Raw genomic sequence first — 18,579 nt, 5'->3', positions numbered from 1 at the left:
CTAGTTTGGTGTAAATCGACATTAGATTGCACTACTTTGGTTAATCGACTCAGGAGTGGCGAACCGTTTAAATCTAAGTTGTTGAAATATAGTTGTTATTATTTTTGGCATAGATGTTGGATTAAAGTTAAATATATAGATGTTAAACGTAGATGCTAGAGGATTAATATGAAACTAATAAGCGCAATTATTAAACCATTTAAACTCGTTGATGTTCGTAAAGCTGTCGCTGAGATCGGAGTTGAAGGATTAACCGCGACTGAGGTTAAAGGTCTAGGTCGTCAAAAAGGTCATACAGAACTATATCGTGGTGCTGAATACCAAGTTGATTTCTTACCAAAAATTAAATTGGAGATTGCAACGCAAGCAGACAATGTTGAACGGGTCATTGAAGCGATCAAAAATGCGGCTTACACAGGCAAAATTGGTGACGGAAAGATCTTTGTTTACGACTTAACACAAGTTGTGCGTATTCGTACTGGTGAAATGGATTCAGAAGCGATCTAGAGGAAATATATATGCAAGAATTAACAACGACAGTGACAGAGCTGCGCTTTGCACTCGATACGTTTTACTTTTTAATGTCTGGTGTACTCGTGATGTGGATGGCGGCAGGTTTTTCCATGCTAGAAGCAGGGCTCGTACGCTCTAAAAATACCACCGAAATTTTGACTAAGAACATCGTACTCTATTCCATTGCATGCATCATGTTCTTACTGGTTGGTTATAACATTATGTACGTCGATAATACTGAGGGGGGGATTATCCCGTCACTTGGTTTATTAATTGGTACGCAGGCTGAAGGTGCTGACCATTCACTTGAATCAGACTTCTTTTTCCAAGTTGTATTTGTGGCAACAGCAATGTCTATCGTATCTGGTGCTGTGGCTGAACGGATGAAGTTATGGGCCTTTCTTGCTTTTGCGGTGGTGTTAACCGCGGTTATTTATCCTATTGAAGGCTATTGGACTTGGGGTGGTGGTTTCTTATCTGAAGCTGGTTTCTCTGATTTTGCAGGGTCTGGTATTGTTCACATGGCGGGCGCATCAGCTGCATTAGCAGGCGTATTATTACTCGGTGCACGTAAGGGTAAATATGGTAAGAATGGTGAGGTACACCCCATTCCAGGTTCAAATATGCCACTTGCAACATTAGGTACATTCATTTTATGGATGGGGTGGTTTGGCTTTAATGGTGGCTCACAGTTATTAATTTCTGATGCTGAAAATGCCACTGCGGTTGGTCTTATCTTTCTGAATACCAATGCGGCAGCGGCGGGTGGTGCGGTTTCGGCCTTGATTGTGACTAAGTTAATGTGGGGTAAAGTCGATTTAACCATGGTGCTTAATGGGGCTCTGGCAGGTCTTGTCACCATTACAGCTGATCCTCTGAGTCCAGCGCCAGCATTTGCGACATTGCTAGGTGCCTTAGGCGGAGTATTGGTTGTGCTTAGTATTGTGGCTCTGGATAAAGTGAAGATTGATGATCCTGTAGGCGCTATTTCTGTACACGGTGTGTGTGGGTTATTTGGTTTAATGGTTGTTCCATTTAGTAATGGTGATGCGACATTCTCTGCTCAGTTATTTGGTGCTGCTATAATCTTTGCTTGGGTGTTTGGTGCAAGTATCCTTGTGTGGGCAGTGCTTAAAGCCACCATGGGTATTCGAGTGACTGAAGAAGACGAAATGCTAGGTATGGATATAGCGGATTGCGGTATTGATGCTTACCCTGAGTTTATATCGGCTAAATAAATCGATTGAATCTTTGGAAAATAAAGCTCAGCCTGTGCTGAGCTTTATTGTTTGTTCATAAAAGTATTCTTATACACTTTACGTTACTGTGTAGTTTCAGCGTTATTTGTGCCTAAACCGTGTCTGACAATAACCGAACTTCACGTTGTGGAAAGGGTATGGTAATGCCATCTTGTTTCAATGCCTGAAACATCTTTAAGTTCGCCGCGTACTTCACTTCATAATAGTTCTTGGTTGGTACCCAAAAACGCACACCCAAATTAATTGAGCTATCGCCAAAGGCTTCAATGCCGATTTGTGCCGCTGGCTCTGTCGCGATTTCATCGATATCCGCCAGCGCTACAGCCAACGTGGCTACTGCCTGTTCAGGATTGTCGTCATAACTAATGCCGATAGTCGATTCCACTAACATATACTCGAAAGAGTTATGCAGTACTTCACCAACAATGTGCTTGTTCGGAATACTGATCTCGTCACCGTCTTCATTAGTTAGAATCGTCATGCCCAGAGTGATAACCTTAACCACGCCAATCACACCTTGGATCTTGACCGTATCACCCACTACAAACGGACGAGTCAGAATAATGGTCACGCCAGCGGCATAGTTTGACAACATGCCTTGTAAGGCTAAGCCAGCACCCAGTGCCAAAGCACCAACAGCGGCGATAAACGGTGCCACACTGATCCCGAGTTTACCCAGAGCGATCACCGCGACCATCATGATGACGAGTAGACGCACTACATTGGAAATAAATCCGCTTAAGGTAACATCAACATCGTGCTTTATACATAGCGCTGAAATGAAGCGTTGTACTTTACCGGCCACCCATAAGCCGATGATAAAAATAACCATAGCACCAAAGATTTGGAAACTGTATTGCACCACAAATTCCGTTAGCATGGTGTACACATTCTGTAGCTGCTCGAATTCTTTCTGTAGGTCTTCTTGTAATCCAGTCTCGTCCATTGTGTCGTCCTTAAACTTTTTAAATAATCGTATTGCGGGTAAAATTAAGAGCCAATTTAGCCATGTAAATAGGGTATACGAGGTAAAAAGGCGAATTGCGATTATACCTATCTGAATAGAATTGGTTATCTATTTTTATTAGTTTTATCCATAGTTTAGCTTATTATTAAGGTTAGTTGCTTTTCCTGAATTTGAATAATAAGTGACGGGTTTCGAACTAATCACTAATATTATTTTACTCAGACCTTGGTTTCTTGCTATATATGTATTTTGCCTAATCGAGTAAAAGTGATGCACATTTTAAATTTCGAAGCGTTCTTGATCGCAATAACCATTTTGACACTGACACCTGGTCTTGATACCGCGTTGGTGATCCGTAATAGTAGCCGTTCAGGTTTTGTGGATGGGTGTGTCACGAGTCTAGGCATCTGTTCAGGGTTATTTGTGCATGCGATGTTCTCGGCGCTCGGCATCTCTGCTATTTTGTTACAATCAGCAGATCTGTTTCAATTAGTAAAATGGGTTGGCGCAGCATACCTTATCTGGCTTGGCCTCGGCAGTCTTTGGGCTATCTATAAAGGCAGCAATAAAGTCGCTATGCTTGCGGATGATAGTGGCTTATCGAGTACGAAGCGTTCACTGCGTGAAGGTTTTTTATCTAACGTGTTAAATCCTAAAACAGCGATCTTTTACCTCGCGTTTTTGCCGCAGTTTATCGATCTTAATCATTCACCGATAGTGCAGTCGTTCACCATGGCCAGCATCCACTTTTTAATCGCAATGGTTTGGCAATGTAGCTTAGCATTTACCATTAATTCAGCTAAAAAACTCTTTAAAAGCAGCGCGATGATGAATTGGATGGAAGGTGTTACGGGTGTGGTACTGATAGCATTAGGTGCGAAGTTATTGTTGTCGGATAATAAGCTTTAGTGCTTTATCGCTGATATATCCTTACTAAGGCCTAATGCTGACTATAATAAAGCGAATGTTGTCTTAGATTATGCATGATGAAAAAGAATAGAAGGTCTCGTAAGAAGAGTTTTAAAAAGCGGGTATTCAGTTATGTCATGATAACGTTTACCTGCATTTTCATGGTGAGTGTTATATTAACCTTGCCTTTACGCTGGCTGAACCCTTTTACCACCACTTTCATTATTCAAGAAATGGTGACGGATAAAAAAATAATATCGTTAGATTGGGTGCCCTACAACAGAATGGCTAAAACCTTACCAGTTTCGGTTGTTGCCTCAGAAGACCAGAAATTTCCTGACCACTATGGGTTTGATTTTGATTCGCTTTATAAAGCACTAACAGAAAAACGTAAACAAACGCGCGGGGCGAGTACTATTAGCCAGCAATTGGTTAAAAATATGTATTTATGGTCAGGGCGAAGCCTAATACGTAAAGGGCTAGAGGCATACTTCACCATTTTGATAGAAGCGTTTCTACCAAAACGCAGAATTTTAGAGATCTATCTTAATGTGGTTGAATTTGCCCCCGCTGTATATGGCGTTGGCGCAGCAAGTCGACAATTATTTAATCGCTCACCTGAAAATATCACAGCTTACCAAGCTTCGTTATTAGCGGCAGTATTGCCCAATCCCAAGTTAATGTCTGCTGCAAATCCTTCTTTTTATGTGAGAAAACGAGCTGCACAAATTAGAGAGTCGGTGCGGTCATTAGGCGGCGCAGCTTACTTGAAGCGTTTGTAATATGTGTCACAAATATAACAAACGCGAGTGCTTGAGCGGTGAGTTCGCGATCCATACTGTATGCTGAAAAGAAGGTGTGTTTGGACATACACGCCGTTAGCTAACATACGATCCCGACGAGGGCACTTCAACTACCCGTTTTTCTGCTTTCCATAACGCGACGAAATCATTTTTCATTAAAGGCTTAGACAACAGAAAACCTTGTGCTTGATGGCAGCCTAAGTTGCGAACATATTCTAGCTGTGCCTTTGTCTCTATGCCTTCAGCGACGACGTTTAGGTTATATAGCTTGGCTATTTCAACGATAATATTGACTAACGGTTTATCCTCGCTATCATCCGAATCAATGGCATTGATAAACATACGATCGACTTTCAGAGTATCAAGCGGGTAGTCTATCAATTGACTGAATGCGGTGAATCCAGTGCCGAAATCATCAAGTGATAACCTCACACCGAGGTTGTGCAGTTTTGACAACATCTTAATACTTCTGTCGTCGCCGGGGACAAAACAGGTCTCTGTTATTTCAAGTTCAATGCAATGTGCTGGAACATCATACAAGGTCAGTAACGAATCCACTTTGTCGACAAAATCAGGGTTTTTAAGCTCCCAAGACGAAAAGTTAATCGCAAAAACACCGACGAAGTCTAATTGTTTTCTCCAGATAGATAGCTGCTTAATGGCTGATTCGATGACCCAGTAATCAATATCTTTGATTAACCCAGACTGTTCGGCAATGGGGATAAACTCTTCTGGCCCATAAGCAGCTAAATCCTTTGATGATACTCTAAGCAATACTTCACACCCGTCGACGATACCAGCGCTGCAATCATAAATAGGCATATACACAAGGTAGAACTCATTGCGGCGTAAGGCGGTTTTTAAGCTTGCTGTAATAGTGTCTTGGCGTTCAATTTGTTCACTCAATTCAGGCGTATAAAACTGGGCATTACTCTGACGTAATCGCTTTGCGGAGTACATTGCGATGTCTGCTTTTTTCAATATAGAAGACACATCAGTGGCATCATCAGGGAAAATAGAGGCTCCGATACTGATACCGATATCAAACACCATCTCATCTAATTTGAAACCATCCTTGAATAAGGAAATTAAATTGTTGGTGACGGTTTCCACTTCTTTTATATCTGTTATATGCGGTAATATTAACGTGAACTCGTCGCCAGACATACGTGCAAAGACTACATGATTATCAACGCTTAAGTCTTTTGCTCTACAAGCAAGGTAGTGTTTTACGCTCACGGTAAATTTTTTTAATAACTCATCACCAATGTAATGGCCAAATCGATCATTTACATGTTTGAAATTGTCTAAATCACAATACAATACCGCTATTTTCTTATTGCTATCAACGCAATCCTCTATCAAATCTTTCAATGCTTTATTGAATTGAGACCGATTAATCAAGCCCGTCAAATGATCGTATTTTACTAGGTCATCAAGCTCCATAATAAGATCAAGGTACTTGTTGGAAAGTACCGCTACTTCATCATTGGTTTGCGACCGTTCAATATTGATATTAGCGCCAATTTCAGTGCTCTCAACTTGTTTGGTTAGCCTGACAACGGGCGTGATAATTCTTTTAACTATTAAACCTTTAAGAAAGAAAAATGAAAACAATGTCACACTTAATACAATTGAAACAAATAGAATTTTATGGGGCTGGTACAAGGTATTTAAATATGAGCTGGGCAGTAAAATCATAATAGACCAAAGCTCATTCACTAACTGGTAACCATAGTCAGGCTTAGGCAGTATACTGAGTTCGTTTTTTCCTTCTATTATTTGAGAACTGCCTGAAGAGAGTAGGGATAGTTTAACTTTGTCATCAAATACGGTTTGTAAGGCACGTAGGTAGGCGCCTTTATGCTTGAGGCGTATGGTTATAATTGCCGTGTAGATGGTATGTCCTTGAGAAAATGATGACATAGATATCGGTTGATCGGGAGAGAAGGTTCGAATCAAAGTGAGTTCATCAAAGCCATCGGCTGTTGTGCTGTGTTCGTAAGTGGCTGGGTTTATTTGTGTTACACCTTGTGTCTGTATACTTTTATTTATATAGGATAAATGGGTATTTAATGATTTAGAAGCTTCGATTGACGAGAACGGATTAAGCACATCATAAAGAAATAACTCTTGTTTATCCGCATCAATTAACCCAAAACTAGTAATATAACCATGACGGAATTCGAGCTGCCTGATCCCCCGTGTTAAATTCTGATTGGCATAATGGTTATTGTTACCAAAGCGTATGTTATTTAAATAAGATTGGGTACTGTGGCTACTTAGAAAGATCTTACTGAGTAAATCAAACTCATGAACGGCTTCATTCAAATCTTCTGAAATGTATTTCAATTCATATTTTATCTTATCTGATAATGACGAAAGGATTTGCACCTTTTGACTGTTATAAGAGAAAATACCACCAATAGAGAAAATGATTAGCATCACTGGCAATAGTATAAAATTAATCTTAACGGATAGTTTCATCACAACTCCAGACTATTGATTAGATAGAACATTTATAATATTGCCTCTTACTTTTAAGGCGTTGTAATCTAATAGTTGATAATTATAATATTTACTCGATGTCAATTCAGAGGGGAACAATTCCTCGTCATTGATGTAATCCTCATTAGCCCACTTTAATGCGTCTTTATTAGCGGTCGCAAACCAAATATCTTGTGCATTTTTAGCTGCGTTAGCCGGGTTGTTAATATAGCGAAGGAACTCAATTGTCGAGGGCTTCATTGGCTTTTTAGTGTGAGAGGATAAGCATTCATGCCACACAAGCGTACCTTCATCGGGGATAATGTATTCCCAATCATCCTGACCTGTGGCAATTGATATTTGTTCTTTTTCGCCAGAGTAAAAAACGGCCATGTCCATTTTTGATTGTTTGCCTTTATCTAAGGCGTAGCCTAGACCATTCCTGAATACGAGTAAGTCACCGATGACACTCTGGAGTAATACAAAGGCTTGTTTCAGCTCGGATACATCTTTACTCATGGGATTATAACCCAATGCCATGAGTGCAATAGCGACAGTGTCCATATCTTCATCGGGAATGATGACACTGCCTGGGTTTGCCTTGGCGTAATCGAAAACATCCATCCACGACGAGATAGTTTCTTTTACTTTTGAGTTGCGAAAACCAATGCCAATCGTGCCATAAGCGTAGGGGATCCCATAACCATGACAGGCTTGTTCTGACTTATCTGTAAAGAGGGGGAGGTCATCTGATAATGCGTTATCTAATTTACTGAGTATGCCTTTTTCACCCAGTACACTTAATGTGTAGCCGTCTAAAATAACTAAGTCGTAGGCAGCTGCTTTTCCGGAGTACATGACTTCGTCTCGCAAGCTTTCATTCTCAAAGTAAACTTGATTCACGGTATGATTTGTTTCTGCTTCGAAACGCTTAATGACTTCATCCGAGAAGTATTCTTCCCAGGTGAATAATTGAATTTCATCCGCTTGAGCAGTCCTAAAAATGACACTCAGCATCAGTATTATTGGCAGGCAGATTGATTTCATATATCACATCTATTCGCTAAATGTTGCATTGGACAGCTTTCGCAATGACTAATTTTCACGGATTTGTTGTCAGGTGATCTAACTATAGGACACATTGTTTATTTTGGTGTAAATAACAAAACCAGTTGATTTTCGTCATATAATCGGACTTAATTCAGAGATGATTCAGAGATAAGTCTGGGCTAATTAAGCAATGAATCCTAATGGCGACAATAAAGATACGCTGACGAACATTCTTAATAACAAAAAGTGAGCGTTGCATACCGACCACTGTTAAAAACACATACCTCTAGCGTTAAAAGTGTAAACCTTCTCGTTTGAGAAAATCTATCAAGGTGCGTGTTCTTAACGGCATCAATGCTTTGTTTTGATAAACAGCATACAGTGGGATCGTGACATTATGTACTGTTGGTAAGATCCTCACTAACTCTCCGCTCGCTAGCTCATGTTTCACCGCGTAATCAGGCACAACACCAAATCCAATGTGATTCTTAATGAATTCTTTGAGTGAGTTTGTGGTCCGTACCTGCACTTTGGGTTTCTTACTCAGCTTTATCACTTCGCCTTGTGACGACTTTAATACCAACTGTTTATCACCGTGTACGATTTCGTGGCTAACCCAATCGAGTTTCAATAAATCTTGGGTTGACTGCAGAGCATCAAAACGCTTCAAGTACTCGGGTGAAGCGCAAATAATGTCGTTAAACTGACCTATTTTGGTGGCGTATAAGCTGGAATCTTCAAGTGCTGATGAAGCCCGGATTGCGATATCACAACGCGATTCGATTAAGTTGCTATAGCTGTCACTTTCCATAATATCAAGCTGAATTTTTGGGTGTTTATTGAGAAACTGACTTAGTAGGTTTATATAAGCAGGACTGCCAAATGGCATTGAAATACGTATTAGGCCACTTGGTTCACTATTTAGTTTTTGCGCGTTATTGTTGGCTTGTGTCGCTAACTCCTGAATCATCTGGCACTTCTTGTAATAGTGCTCACCACTATCAGTGAGAGATAAGGACCGCGTGGTACGATGCAGTAACCGTGTATTTAATGCTTGTTCAAGCTTAGTCACGATCTGAGATACTCGTGCTTTACCAATGCATAATTGTTCGGCGGCTTTGGTAAAAGATTGTGTTTCGACCACCTTGGTAAATACCATCATGTCATCAATAGAGATCATATTACCTTCATTGTTTATCCAGGGTTAACAATGAGTTTATTTTATCGGTAATTATCAATAACTAAATGATATATTTGCTGCATACCGAGAAACTAATCCACAGAGAACTTTAACATGACATTGAAAAAAACTTTTATCTCCGCAGCAATGCTTACCACAGTGACAATGCTAAGTGGATGCGGCAGCAATGATATCCAGACAAATAACCCTAAGGTGAATAGCCCTATGAAAGAAATAGCAATGAAAGCCCAAGATGCATTTTTCAAAGACTTCGATGCTTCAGCAATGAAACAATATTTTCGCGAAGACTACATTCAGCATAACCCTCACGTACCAACAGGTTTAGCGCCTGCTCTTGGTTTTCTACCTGTGTTAAAAGACGCGGAATTGACTTATAAGACCCATCGATTATTAGAAGATGGTGATTTTATTATCATGCATAATACCTACGATAATGCGGAGTCATTTGGCGCTAAAGAAGTGGTTACATTTGATGTATGGCGTATGCAAGACGGTCAAGTAGCCGAGCATTGGGATGCAGTGGCACCAGTCGTCAAAGACACGGCGAGTGGACGCTCTCAGGTTGATGGTCCAACATTGGTGACTGATGTTGATAAAACAGCAAGTAATAAACAGCTAGTCGCTAACTTTATGGATGATATCTTGCTTGGTAAGGCGCCAGAAAAGATCACTAATTACATCAGTACAATACAGTATGATCAACATAATGCCATGGTTAAAGATGGTTTAGATGGCCTGACCGACGCGCTTACTTACCTTGCATCTCAAGACAATATGTTTGAATATCATCAGGTTCACCGTATTTTGGGTGAGGGTAATTTTGTATTAGCGCAAAGTGAAGGCCGCTGGAATGGTAAAGCACAAGCCTTCTACGATCTGTTCCGTATTCAAGACGGTAAGATAGTTGAGCATTGGGATGTGATTCAAGAAATACCTGACGACATGGCGCATGATAATGGCATGTTTTAACTAAGTAGAGAGCCTTGATCCCGACTATCGGTTAGAGGCTCTTTTACCATCACTAAGCTAGGGGGTATTAATGCATTTTACCGTTAAACGCGATAAGCGAACCACTTAGATTAGTTTTCGTTGGCTGAGTCAGTTCAATCATTAACTCGGCCATTTCAGCTGGATCAACCCAAGTGCTGTGATCAGCATCAGGCATCGCATCACGATTAACCTGAGTATTCACTATCGTTGGCAGTATCGCGTTGATATTAATATTATGTTGTGAACCTTCGGCTGCCATACTTTCGACAAGTCCGTTTAACGCCAGCTTTGATGCCATGTAAGGACCAAAACCTGCAGGGATATTACGCACAGTATCGCGAGCGGAAACGAACATGATAGAGCCGCCACCGCTGAGTGCCATGGCATTAAAAATTTCACGACCAAATACAAACGCAGTCATAAAGTTAGCGCTGAATATGTCTTCGACCTCCTTTACTTCGATGTCTTTCCAATATCTCCACGTGAAAATACCGGTGCAATGGTAGTGGGCTTCAATGTTACCTAGAATACCGACAGCCTTGGCAGTCAGCGCTTTGCTTTCTGTTTCATCTGCAAGATCACCAAGTAGCACGGTGAGCATGCCTGGGTATTTATCTTCCATTTTTTTAGCGCGAACGTCATCACCTTTACGGCCAAATGCGACAACCTTGGTACCTGATTCGATAAGATTATGGATGATTATTTTTGCGGTAACTGAAAAGCATGCTGCGACAGTCGCTGTTTTAATATTATTCATGGTGTTCCTTTAAGTGCTTAAAGTTATTGCAGTTGTTGATGTATTTAATAATATACTTTGTGATAAGTGTTGTGAATTATGTAAAAGACAATACATTTTTGCTTAAAACGCAAAGCTTATTCTTCGTTTTAAAAGTAAATAACGAGGCTGGATAGCGTCAATGTCACTATGGCTGGAATACCGTCTTTCCACGTATCAAAACGTAAGTGGAAAAAGATGGCACCTAAGGATGTGGCCAATAACGCCGCGGCACCAAGTAAACCTAATTCACTGCTTTGAAACCATATGCTGGTTGCACCAAATAGCTCAACAATACCCACTAGCGCCATTATCTGACGGTTCAGGCCATATGATTGAAAGAATTCTAACTGCTTGGTAAAGATCATTTTTTGCCAAGCGAATAATTTGATCGAACCTGCGAATAAGAAGAAGGCTGAAAGTAATGCAATAATGACAGTAACAAAGGTATTCATGGTGTTTCCTCATTGATTAACTTGTAATGAGTGTAAACCTGAATCATTATGAATAAAAATGATTGCGACTAATGATAATTATGAATGAAAGTAATATTGCTAAAGTAGACTTTAACTTACTGAAATCATTGCAAGCGTTATTAGCAGAACAGCATGTAGGGCGCGCGGCCAAGAAAATGAACGTGAGTCAGTCTGCAATGAGTCATACCCTTACTCGCCTTAGAGATACGTTTGATGATCCACTTTTTATTCGCCACGCTAAAGGATTAGAACCTACTGCTCGGGCGCTTGAACTGGCCGATAAACTTGATTTCATTCTAAGTGAGATTGATGGATTGTTCGCACCACCGTCGTTAAAACTCGCACAAATCCATGCCCGTTTTCGTATTCAAACCCATGATTTTATTGTCGCAGCATACCTTGCTAACGCTATCCGAACGATTAATGCAGAAGCGCCTCATGTGATCATGGACATACAGATGATGAGTCAGACAGGTGATGATGAGCTTGACGCTGGTAAACTTGATATGATCATCGGCGCAGGCGTAAAAGCTAAGCCTCGTTTTATGCAAAAGCGCCTAACGGATGAGGCGGTTGTTTGCTTACTCGATAAGGATAATCCGGTATTGCATACCTGGAATGCGGAATCAGTCTTCCAATGCGCGCACATTAAGTCGAGTTTATTGGATGAGCAACATGACTCTGTTAGCCAGTTCGGGATTACAGCGGGTATGCCAGAGCGTAAAATCGGTTTGTATGCTGAAACGCTTAATCTACAACTCGCGTTATTAGCGAATACGCAGCTAATTTCCTTCCTACCGCAATCAATGGCAGTGCAAGGACAAATGCTATATGGACTTGCTGTAAAGACGTGTCCGTTTCCTCTCCCTAAAGTAACGATTCGAGGCGTATGGCATGAAAGGCACCAAAACGATTTGCTGCATAAGTGGGTAAGGGACAAGATCAGTGATGCATTTGTGAGTGAATGATAACGTCATGACCCACAGAGCAGCCAATTTTATATACAGCTACGACTACCTCGTATGGTTTCCCTGTGTTTTATTTGATTTAGGATAGGGATGTTGGACTCTCAATTGGTAATTAGCACTAAATTTGTTACTGTTCGCGGTAATAAAGTGACAGTGGAATCGACGTTATACGGTCTTCCATTAAACAAGCTGTGAAAGGCTTAAAGGATAGTCATGATAACTAAATTACCGCGCTGGGTAGAATATGGTTCGTTTGTGCTGGCACTGGTTGCTGGGCTGATTAATTCTATCGGTTTATTAGGCTTCAAACACCAAGCTGTTTCCCACCTATCTGGCACTGCGACACTGCTTGGTACTGGTCTTGTTAACGCCAATTTCTCTGATGTACTGCACTTGGCTTTCGTTATTCTTAGTTTCTTAATTGGTTCTGTTATATCGGGTTACCTCCTGCGCAGTGGCGCATTAAAATTGGGGCGTAACTACAGTGCTCTGCTTGTTTTAGAGGGGATGCTTATCTTGGGCTCGATGTATTTCTTGGTTGACGGTGCAGTTCAGGGCAATTATTTGGTTTCAGCAGCGTGCGGCTTACAAAACGCACTGGTCACGACTTACAGTGGGGCGGTGATCCGTACAACGCATTTAACCGGTATATTCACTGACTTGGGTATTATGTTAGGAGCAAGATTAAGAGGTGAAGGGTTTGATAAAAGAAAGGCATCCTTGTTTATCCTGATTATTATCGGCTTCATTTCAGGTGGTTCATTCGGCGCATACTTTTTTAGTCTGTTAAGCTTTTATGCCCTGTATATTCCCGCTGGTATTTGTTTGCTATTGGCATTTTCTTATTCAATTTACAGTGCAAAAGTTAGCCGGAGTTGATGTGATCATATTTACTTACAGACCGCACTTACGCCGCTACTGGTATAATCCATTGCAAATGTTGGCGATTAATGCTCTATTGTCATTTTGCTCGCTAGTGGAAAGTTATTAAGGAATGAATTTGAAAAATAAGCATATTCTGGTTGTTGAAGATGAAGCAATAACCCGAGCTAAGCTTGTTGGTTACTTTCAGCATGAGGGTTACCAAGTTAGTGAGGCTGCGAGTAAGGCCGAGATGAATATCGTACTCAATAATCATCATATCGATCTTGTCATGCTCGATATTAACTTGCCCGATGAAGATGGCTTGATGATCACTCGGACGCTTCGTAGCCAATCAAATATCGGTATTATCTTAGTGACTGGACGCACAGATGCGATTGATAGAATTGTAGGTCTAGAAATGGGCGCAGATGACTATGTCACCAAGCCTTTTGAATTTCGTGAGTTATTAGTGCGAGTAAAAAATTTACTGTGGCGTATTTCGTTAACGACTCAAGCAAACAATGAATTAGCGCATGCTATTAAAAGAGACGAAAATGATGAACTATTTCATTTTGGTGATTGTACTTTTGACGTATCTAAACGCAAGCTGTGCCGACACGGGGAACAGGTTAAGTTAACCAAAGCCGAATTTGAAATGTTAGTGGCTTTCATTACACATCCCGAACGAGTTTTATCTCGAGATCGATTACTTAATTTAATCAATCATCGGGTTGAAGCGCCGAATGATCGCACGATCGATGTATTAGTACGTCGCTTGCGTAATAAAATAGAATCGGATCCTAAAAACCCAGCCTATTTTGTTACCGTGCATGGTGAAGGTTATTTATTTGCAGCAGAGCTGTTATAAGAGCCTATTAACTTAAGGTGTCACAGAATAAATAGGTTTGAAGTCGCTGGGTGACAACGATTTTTCTCTTGGGAATTGAGGGAGCAAGTCTTTGGTTACAGTGAGAATTTCAGGTTCTTGATGCGCTATATAGGATTTATTTAATAAATAGTCAACAGCTTGATCTATCGCCATCGCGCCTTGTAATACCATCTGATCGGAATTGGCCATCAGGATCTTGCCACGTTTGATACCTCGATACACACCGTGACTGAGGTAATGACTAACAATTTGCGGACGCTTGTCTTGTTCCAATTTCCCCAATTCATTGATTGCCATTTCGGCCATTATCGCGTTTCCTGCAAGGTAGTCGAGTTCACCGTCTTTAAATTCTGCGAGGATTTCGCTTATCAGTGAAAACTGATGCATTTTATTATTAAGGCCGTATTTAATTGAGACGATCTCAACGTCACTGTTTTTCAACGCATTTTTTAGCCCCAATGTTGCTTGTTCGCTGCCACCACCAGATTTAGGACCGGGAAGCCAAGCCAGTTTTAATTTGGTATTGCTCGCTGTCTTGGGGTGTTTACGACTCAAGTAATTTCCTAGTTCTTCCCCCATTTTGTACCAAGATACACTCGTACTCGCGGTGAGACTCGGTGTGGATATCTCATTGACTAAACCAAACAAAGGCACTGTTTTGTTGAGTGTAGTGAGTTTGGGCCCTAGTTGATCATAGTAAACTGCACCGACTAATATCGCATCGGCTTGCCACGTGAGGCATTGCTGAATTTGTGCCCATTGCTCGTGACTATTTTGATAACCACCTGCTTCCAGCACTTTTAATGATATACCTCTTTGTTTTGCGCGCTCAGTCATGCCAAAATTGATACTTAGCCAGTATGAGTCTTTAAGGTGAGGGTAGACGGCACAAAGTCGCACCTTATCTTGAGCAATGCTTTGAGACGGAATAGCATCTAGCTGCTCGTTATCTGTTGCCCTCGCGGGTAGGCTGAATCGTAATGTAATGAACAGTAACGTCATAAATAAAAACAAAGATTTAATAATATATTTCACAATAAATGATACCACTGGATAAGTTATATTTGCTCGGTGCGGTTGTTTGTCAACGACGCTATTTTTGTACTTGTTGTGATTTTAATTATACTCAAATAATCATAGGAGATTACCGTGCGATTTCGTCAAAGTATTGGCAACAAATTGCTGTTTGCGTTTAGCTTTGTTGCCAGCTTATTGGTTATTATCAGCACTGTGTCTTGGTACAGTTTAAGCCTTATTGCAGATACGGGTAAGCAGATCACACAACAAACCTTGCCAACCTTATCAAGCGCACGTGAGTTAGCAAATATAAGTTTACACATAACTAACCGAACAACCTTACTCAAAAATGCCTCGAATGATGACGAACGCCAAAGAATAAATACTGAACTGACTCAGTTAAATCGCGCCATTGGTAAAAAGTTTCAGGCCTTTGATATGTCCGAGCTTGGCAGCAATAATGTACGTCACTTAGTCACCCAAAAAATAAATATTATTAAAAATATTCGCCAGCTAAATGACAATGCCAAGCTGCATATTAAGGGAAAGCTGCAGCGCCAAGTGTCCTTTCAACAGGTAACAGAGGGGGTGCATCATATTTTCCAATTGTCACAATCTCAAGTCGCTAACGCCAGCACTTTTACACTCGTGAGGCTCGCTGGGCTTTATGACTTAGTTGAACAGAACACTGACAAAGATATTATCTATCAAGACATAGACCTTGTTATTGACGAAGATCTTAATTTATTAGATAAAATGACCGCCTTGGAAAGGTACAGCTTACAACTGGGAAAAATTGCGAACTTGATCATCAATACTTCGCAGCCTGCACGACTCATTATATTAACACAGCAAAAAGATGAACTCTTATACATCATTAATCAGCTGATGGATTCAATCAAAGACCCTTATCGTTTAGAGTTGGTTCAATCTGCAATGGTAAGCTTGAATTCCTTTAGCGCACTGATTAATCAGCAACGTGAGTATCTCATATTAGAAGAAAAACAGGATCTGTTACACCTGTATATTTCAACGCAACTCAGTGAACTGAACCAAGGCATCCGTGTCCTTGTTGATGAACAAACGCTGCAAGCACAGCAAACTAGCCAACAGCACCAAAAATTGGTTTCTTGGTCGCAGCGTATCCTTGTTTTCGTTACCTTTCTGTCATTAATCGTGATCATTGGTGTGATGTGGAAAATTGTATATCAAGGTATTGTATTTAAATTATCGAAACATACTCAAGTGATTAAAAATCTGGCAGAGGGCGATCTCGAAATCAATGTCGAACCGTCGGATGATTTCGAGCTAAAACAAATGGCATTAGCGTTAGATGTCTTTCGTGACAACGCTCTGAAAAAGCAGAAGCTTGAACAAGAGCAAATTAAAATTGAAAAAGAGTTACGCCTGCATAAAGAAAACCTAGAGCAAATAGTTAAACAAAGAACAGAGCAGTTACTGCAGATTAATAAGCAGTTGAATAACGAATCTATTGGACATGCTATCGCCAAGAAACAGGCGGAAGATGCTAATAATGCTAAGTCGGTATTTCTTGCGAATATGAGTCACGAAATTCGAACTCCGATGAATGGTATGCTGGGGACATTAGAGCTGCTCTCTGATACCACGCTGTCGACCAAGCAACAGGCGTATACCCAAACGATTCTTACATCGGGTGAAGACCTATTAGATATTCTGAATGATATTCTTGATTATTCTAAAATTGAGGCTGGCCATATTGAAGTATCTAAACGTGCCGTCAATCTAAATAGCCTAGGCCATAATGTCATTGAACTGATGCGTGCGAGGGCGGAAAGTAAAGGATTGCAGTTAACCTTTGAACTCGGTGTCACACGAGATACTTGGGTGCTCGCTGACTTAGGCAAACTGCGCCAAATTATCCTTAACTTGGTGAGCAATGCGATTAAGTTTACTCATTCTGGCAGTGTTGCACTTGTGGTTGCTGAAGAGGAGGGGCAACTTCGTTTTAGTATTCATGATACGGGATGTGGTGTTGCACAAGATAAACAGGGAGAGATCTTCGAAGCCTTTACGCAAGTCAAGAACCCAAGCAACGCTGCGGGGACAGGGTTAGGGCTCGCTATTTGTCGACGCTTAGTATCCGCTATTCAAGGGACGTTATCGCTAACCAGTGTTGAAGCGCAGGGGAGTTGTTTCTACTTTACGATACCATTAGAAGTGCCACCACAAGACTTGATTGATGAACAGTTAGCAATCGTGTCAACCGTGGTCGAGGCAAAAAAACGCTTTCGCATTCTTATTGTTGAAGACAATCAAATTAATCGAGATATTGCCTATGAACTGGTTAGAAAATTAGGTCATGATGTTTATACCGCTTGCGATGGTGCCTCAGCACTTAAGCTGTATGAGCATCAGAATGTTGATTTAGCCTTGTTGGATATTAATTTGCCGGATATTGATGGGGTCGTGCTGGCTGAGCAGTTACGAGACATGGCCAAATGTAAGCAGCGACAATTAAAAATCATCGCGGTATCTGCTCATGTATTTCAAGACGATATTACGAACTTCATTGATTCAGGCTTTGATGGTTTTATTGCGAAACCAGTTCAAATGAAACGCCTGAAAGGGGCTATTTATAAGGTTATGGCGAATGTTGTTTGTACGGATGAGTATGAACCATCTACGGTGGTTATTGCTGATGGGATGCTGCTAGGTTCTGCATTATCAGCCCCTTTACTGGATTCTTTATTACTAGATTCTTCATTATTAGATACGTCAACACTCGAGCAAGACCTTCAATATTTAGGGAAAGATAAGATCATTGCGCTCGGGCATTTATTTTGTGAGCAGACGCAATCGGATTACAGTGACTTTGCTGCACTGAATGCAGAGCAGCAAGAACAATTACTGCATAAATTAAAAGGGGCGGCGGCCGGGTTAGGGTTGATTGCGTTGTACACACTTTGTCAGCAACTTGAACTATCTTGTAAAACTAAAGTGTTATCGGAGTCAGAATTAGCAACATTAGATTTATTAATTCACAATTCTACCGACCAATTAAAGCATTATATGCAGCAACTATCTGAATCTACATAATGTATTGAAATAAACTAAAGTGAATGTAAGCTATTGTTTTAAAGTGGTAATGCCTCATTGGTTCAAATGTTATTTGAGAATAACTTGGTAAATAGAAATGACGATCAATTATCTGTTCATAACTCATTCACATTATAGGCTAATGTCATTCTTAATATTTTATTACTATAGCGCTCAAAGCGTAACAGGGCATTCTGCACAGCTCTTACGTGCAGATTTAAATCCAGAAGAGTAGGCTAATGCTCCTCTGGATGACAAATGCAAAAAATGCTATCTAATATATGAATAGTTAGTGTTTAAAATATGGAGAGCCCTCTCTCCATATGACGAATA

Annotated in this window: 16 protein-coding genes; 9 read left to right on the top strand and 7 right to left on the bottom strand. The window is 40.7% G+C overall.

Annotated elements, in window-relative coordinates:
* Positions 1–168: 168 nt before the first annotated feature.
* Together JFU56_RS03040 and JFU56_RS03035 are read left to right on the top strand one after the other, a co-directional pair.
* Positions 169–507, top strand: coding sequence for a P-II family nitrogen regulator (locus JFU56_RS03040; RefSeq protein ID WP_198435793.1), 339 nt, complete (start codon positions 169–171; stop codon positions 505–507).
* An 11-nt stretch (positions 508–518) separates the two neighbouring features.
* Positions 519–1,751: an ammonium transporter gene (locus tag JFU56_RS03035; protein WP_198435792.1), complete on the top strand. Its 1,233-nt coding sequence runs from the start codon at positions 519–521 to the stop codon at positions 1,749–1,751.
* A gap of 112 nt (positions 1,752–1,863) precedes the next feature.
* Here JFU56_RS03035 and JFU56_RS03030 read toward each other — a convergent pair whose 3' ends face one another.
* A complete protein-coding gene (locus JFU56_RS03030) occupies positions 1,864–2,718 on the bottom strand; it encodes a mechanosensitive ion channel family protein (protein WP_198435791.1) in 855 nt (284 codons plus the stop codon).
* A gap of 291 nt (positions 2,719–3,009) precedes the next feature.
* On the opposite strand from JFU56_RS03030, the gene JFU56_RS03025 reads away from it, so the two are divergent.
* On the top strand, positions 3,010–3,648 hold the full coding sequence (locus JFU56_RS03025; RefSeq protein ID WP_198435790.1) for a LysE family translocator: 639 nt from the start codon (positions 3,010–3,012) through the stop codon (positions 3,646–3,648).
* 74 nt (positions 3,649–3,722) lie between these two features.
* Positions 3,723–4,430, top strand: a complete 708-nt coding sequence (gene mtgA / locus JFU56_RS03020; RefSeq protein WP_242065823.1) for a monofunctional biosynthetic peptidoglycan transglycosylase — start codon at positions 3,723–3,725, stop codon at positions 4,428–4,430.
* 96 nt (positions 4,431–4,526) lie between these two features.
* Here mtgA and JFU56_RS03015 read toward each other — a convergent pair whose 3' ends face one another.
* From JFU56_RS03015 to JFU56_RS03005, 3 genes are all read right to left on the bottom strand, one after another.
* Positions 4,527–6,938, bottom strand: a complete 2,412-nt coding sequence (locus JFU56_RS03015) for a bifunctional diguanylate cyclase/phosphodiesterase (protein WP_198435789.1) — start codon at positions 6,936–6,938, stop codon at positions 4,527–4,529.
* A 12-nt stretch (positions 6,939–6,950) separates the two neighbouring features.
* The gene (locus tag JFU56_RS03010; protein ID WP_198435788.1) at positions 6,951–7,985 is read right to left on the bottom strand and encodes an extracellular solute-binding protein; all 1,035 of its coding nucleotides are present in this window, start codon (positions 7,983–7,985) and stop codon (positions 6,951–6,953) included.
* 295 nt (positions 7,986–8,280) lie between these two features.
* Entirely contained in the window at positions 8,281–9,168 is an 888-nt protein-coding gene (locus tag JFU56_RS03005) for a LysR family transcriptional regulator (protein WP_242065822.1), read from the bottom strand.
* A gap of 225 nt (positions 9,169–9,393) precedes the next feature.
* On the opposite strand from JFU56_RS03005, the gene JFU56_RS03000 reads away from it, so the two are divergent.
* Positions 9,394–10,158 (top strand): nuclear transport factor 2 family protein, encoded by a 765-nt coding sequence (locus JFU56_RS03000; RefSeq protein ID WP_242065821.1) that lies wholly within the window; start codon positions 9,394–9,396, stop codon positions 10,156–10,158.
* A gap of 67 nt (positions 10,159–10,225) precedes the next feature.
* Here the strand turns inward: JFU56_RS03000 and JFU56_RS02995 are convergent, their stop codons facing one another.
* On the bottom strand, positions 10,226–10,936 hold the full coding sequence (locus JFU56_RS02995; protein ID WP_198435786.1) for an SDR family NAD(P)-dependent oxidoreductase: 711 nt from the start codon (positions 10,934–10,936) through the stop codon (positions 10,226–10,228).
* A 128-nt stretch (positions 10,937–11,064) separates the two neighbouring features.
* Positions 11,065–11,409: a DoxX family protein gene (locus JFU56_RS02990; RefSeq protein WP_198435785.1), complete on the bottom strand. Its 345-nt coding sequence runs from the start codon at positions 11,407–11,409 to the stop codon at positions 11,065–11,067.
* A gap of 80 nt (positions 11,410–11,489) precedes the next feature.
* Between JFU56_RS02990 and JFU56_RS02985 the strand changes: the two genes are divergently transcribed.
* The 3 genes from JFU56_RS02985 (at position 11,490) to torR (ending at position 14,130) form a co-directional block, all read left to right on the top strand.
* Complete coding sequence (locus JFU56_RS02985) at positions 11,490–12,398, top strand: LysR family transcriptional regulator (protein ID WP_198435784.1); 909 nt, start codon at positions 11,490–11,492, stop codon at positions 12,396–12,398.
* 213 nt (positions 12,399–12,611) lie between these two features.
* Positions 12,612–13,277, top strand: a complete 666-nt coding sequence (locus JFU56_RS02980; protein WP_198435783.1) for a YoaK family protein — start codon at positions 12,612–12,614, stop codon at positions 13,275–13,277.
* A gap of 115 nt (positions 13,278–13,392) precedes the next feature.
* Positions 13,393–14,130, top strand: coding sequence for a two-component system response regulator TorR (gene torR, locus JFU56_RS02975; protein ID WP_198435782.1), 738 nt, complete (start codon positions 13,393–13,395; stop codon positions 14,128–14,130).
* 12 nt (positions 14,131–14,142) lie between these two features.
* Here torR and torT read toward each other — a convergent pair whose 3' ends face one another.
* Entirely contained in the window at positions 14,143–15,186 is a 1,044-nt protein-coding gene (torT, locus tag JFU56_RS02970) for a TMAO reductase system periplasmic protein TorT (RefSeq protein WP_198435781.1), read from the bottom strand.
* Positions 15,187–15,300: 114 nt separating this feature from the next.
* Between torT and torS the strand changes: the two genes are divergently transcribed.
* Positions 15,301–18,246: a TMAO reductase system sensor histidine kinase/response regulator TorS gene (torS, locus tag JFU56_RS02965; RefSeq protein WP_198435780.1), complete on the top strand. Its 2,946-nt coding sequence runs from the start codon at positions 15,301–15,303 to the stop codon at positions 18,244–18,246.
* Positions 18,247–18,579: the final 333 nt, after the last annotated feature.

This window comes from Moritella sp. F3, assembly GCF_015082335.1.
In the GTDB taxonomy this organism is placed as follows: Bacteria; Pseudomonadota; Gammaproteobacteria; order Enterobacterales; family Moritellaceae; genus Moritella.
Note: the sequence above shows the minus strand (reverse complement) of the source record. Positions and strands in the feature narration are given on the sequence as shown.

Bases quoted from the DNA above. Each gene is read 5' to 3' on its own strand.
- torR (WP_198435782.1), top strand. From the start codon at position 13,393: ATGAATTTGAAAAATAAGCATATTCTGGTTGTTGAAGATGAAGCAATA.
- JFU56_RS03000 (WP_242065821.1), top strand. From the start codon at position 9,394: ATGAAAGAAATAGCAATGAAAGCCCAAGATGCATTTTTCAAAGACTTC.
- JFU56_RS03035 (WP_198435792.1), top strand. From the start codon at position 519: ATGCAAGAATTAACAACGACAGTGACAGAGCTGCGCTTTGCACTCGAT.
- JFU56_RS03040 (WP_198435793.1), top strand. From the start codon at position 169: ATGAAACTAATAAGCGCAATTATTAAACCATTTAAACTCGTTGATGTT.
- JFU56_RS02995 (WP_198435786.1), bottom strand. From the start codon at position 10,936: ATGAATAATATTAAAACAGCGACTGTCGCAGCATGCTTTTCAGTTACC.
- JFU56_RS03010 (WP_198435788.1), bottom strand. From the start codon at position 7,985: ATGAAATCAATCTGCCTGCCAATAATACTGATGCTGAGTGTCATTTTT.
- JFU56_RS03030 (WP_198435791.1), bottom strand. From the start codon at position 2,718: ATGGACGAGACTGGATTACAAGAAGACCTACAGAAAGAATTCGAGCAG.
- JFU56_RS03005 (WP_242065822.1), bottom strand. From the start codon at position 9,168: ATGATCTCTATTGATGACATGATGGTATTTACCAAGGTGGTCGAAACA.
- JFU56_RS02990 (WP_198435785.1), bottom strand. From the start codon at position 11,409: ATGAATACCTTTGTTACTGTCATTATTGCATTACTTTCAGCCTTCTTC.
- JFU56_RS03015 (WP_198435789.1), bottom strand. From the start codon at position 6,938: ATGAAACTATCCGTTAAGATTAATTTTATACTATTGCCAGTGATGCTA.
- mtgA (WP_242065823.1), top strand. From the start codon at position 3,723: ATGATGAAAAAGAATAGAAGGTCTCGTAAGAAGAGTTTTAAAAAGCGG.
- JFU56_RS02985 (WP_198435784.1), top strand. From the start codon at position 11,490: ATGAATGAAAGTAATATTGCTAAAGTAGACTTTAACTTACTGAAATCA.
- JFU56_RS03025 (WP_198435790.1), top strand. From the start codon at position 3,010: ATGCACATTTTAAATTTCGAAGCGTTCTTGATCGCAATAACCATTTTG.
- JFU56_RS02980 (WP_198435783.1), top strand. From the start codon at position 12,612: ATGATAACTAAATTACCGCGCTGGGTAGAATATGGTTCGTTTGTGCTG.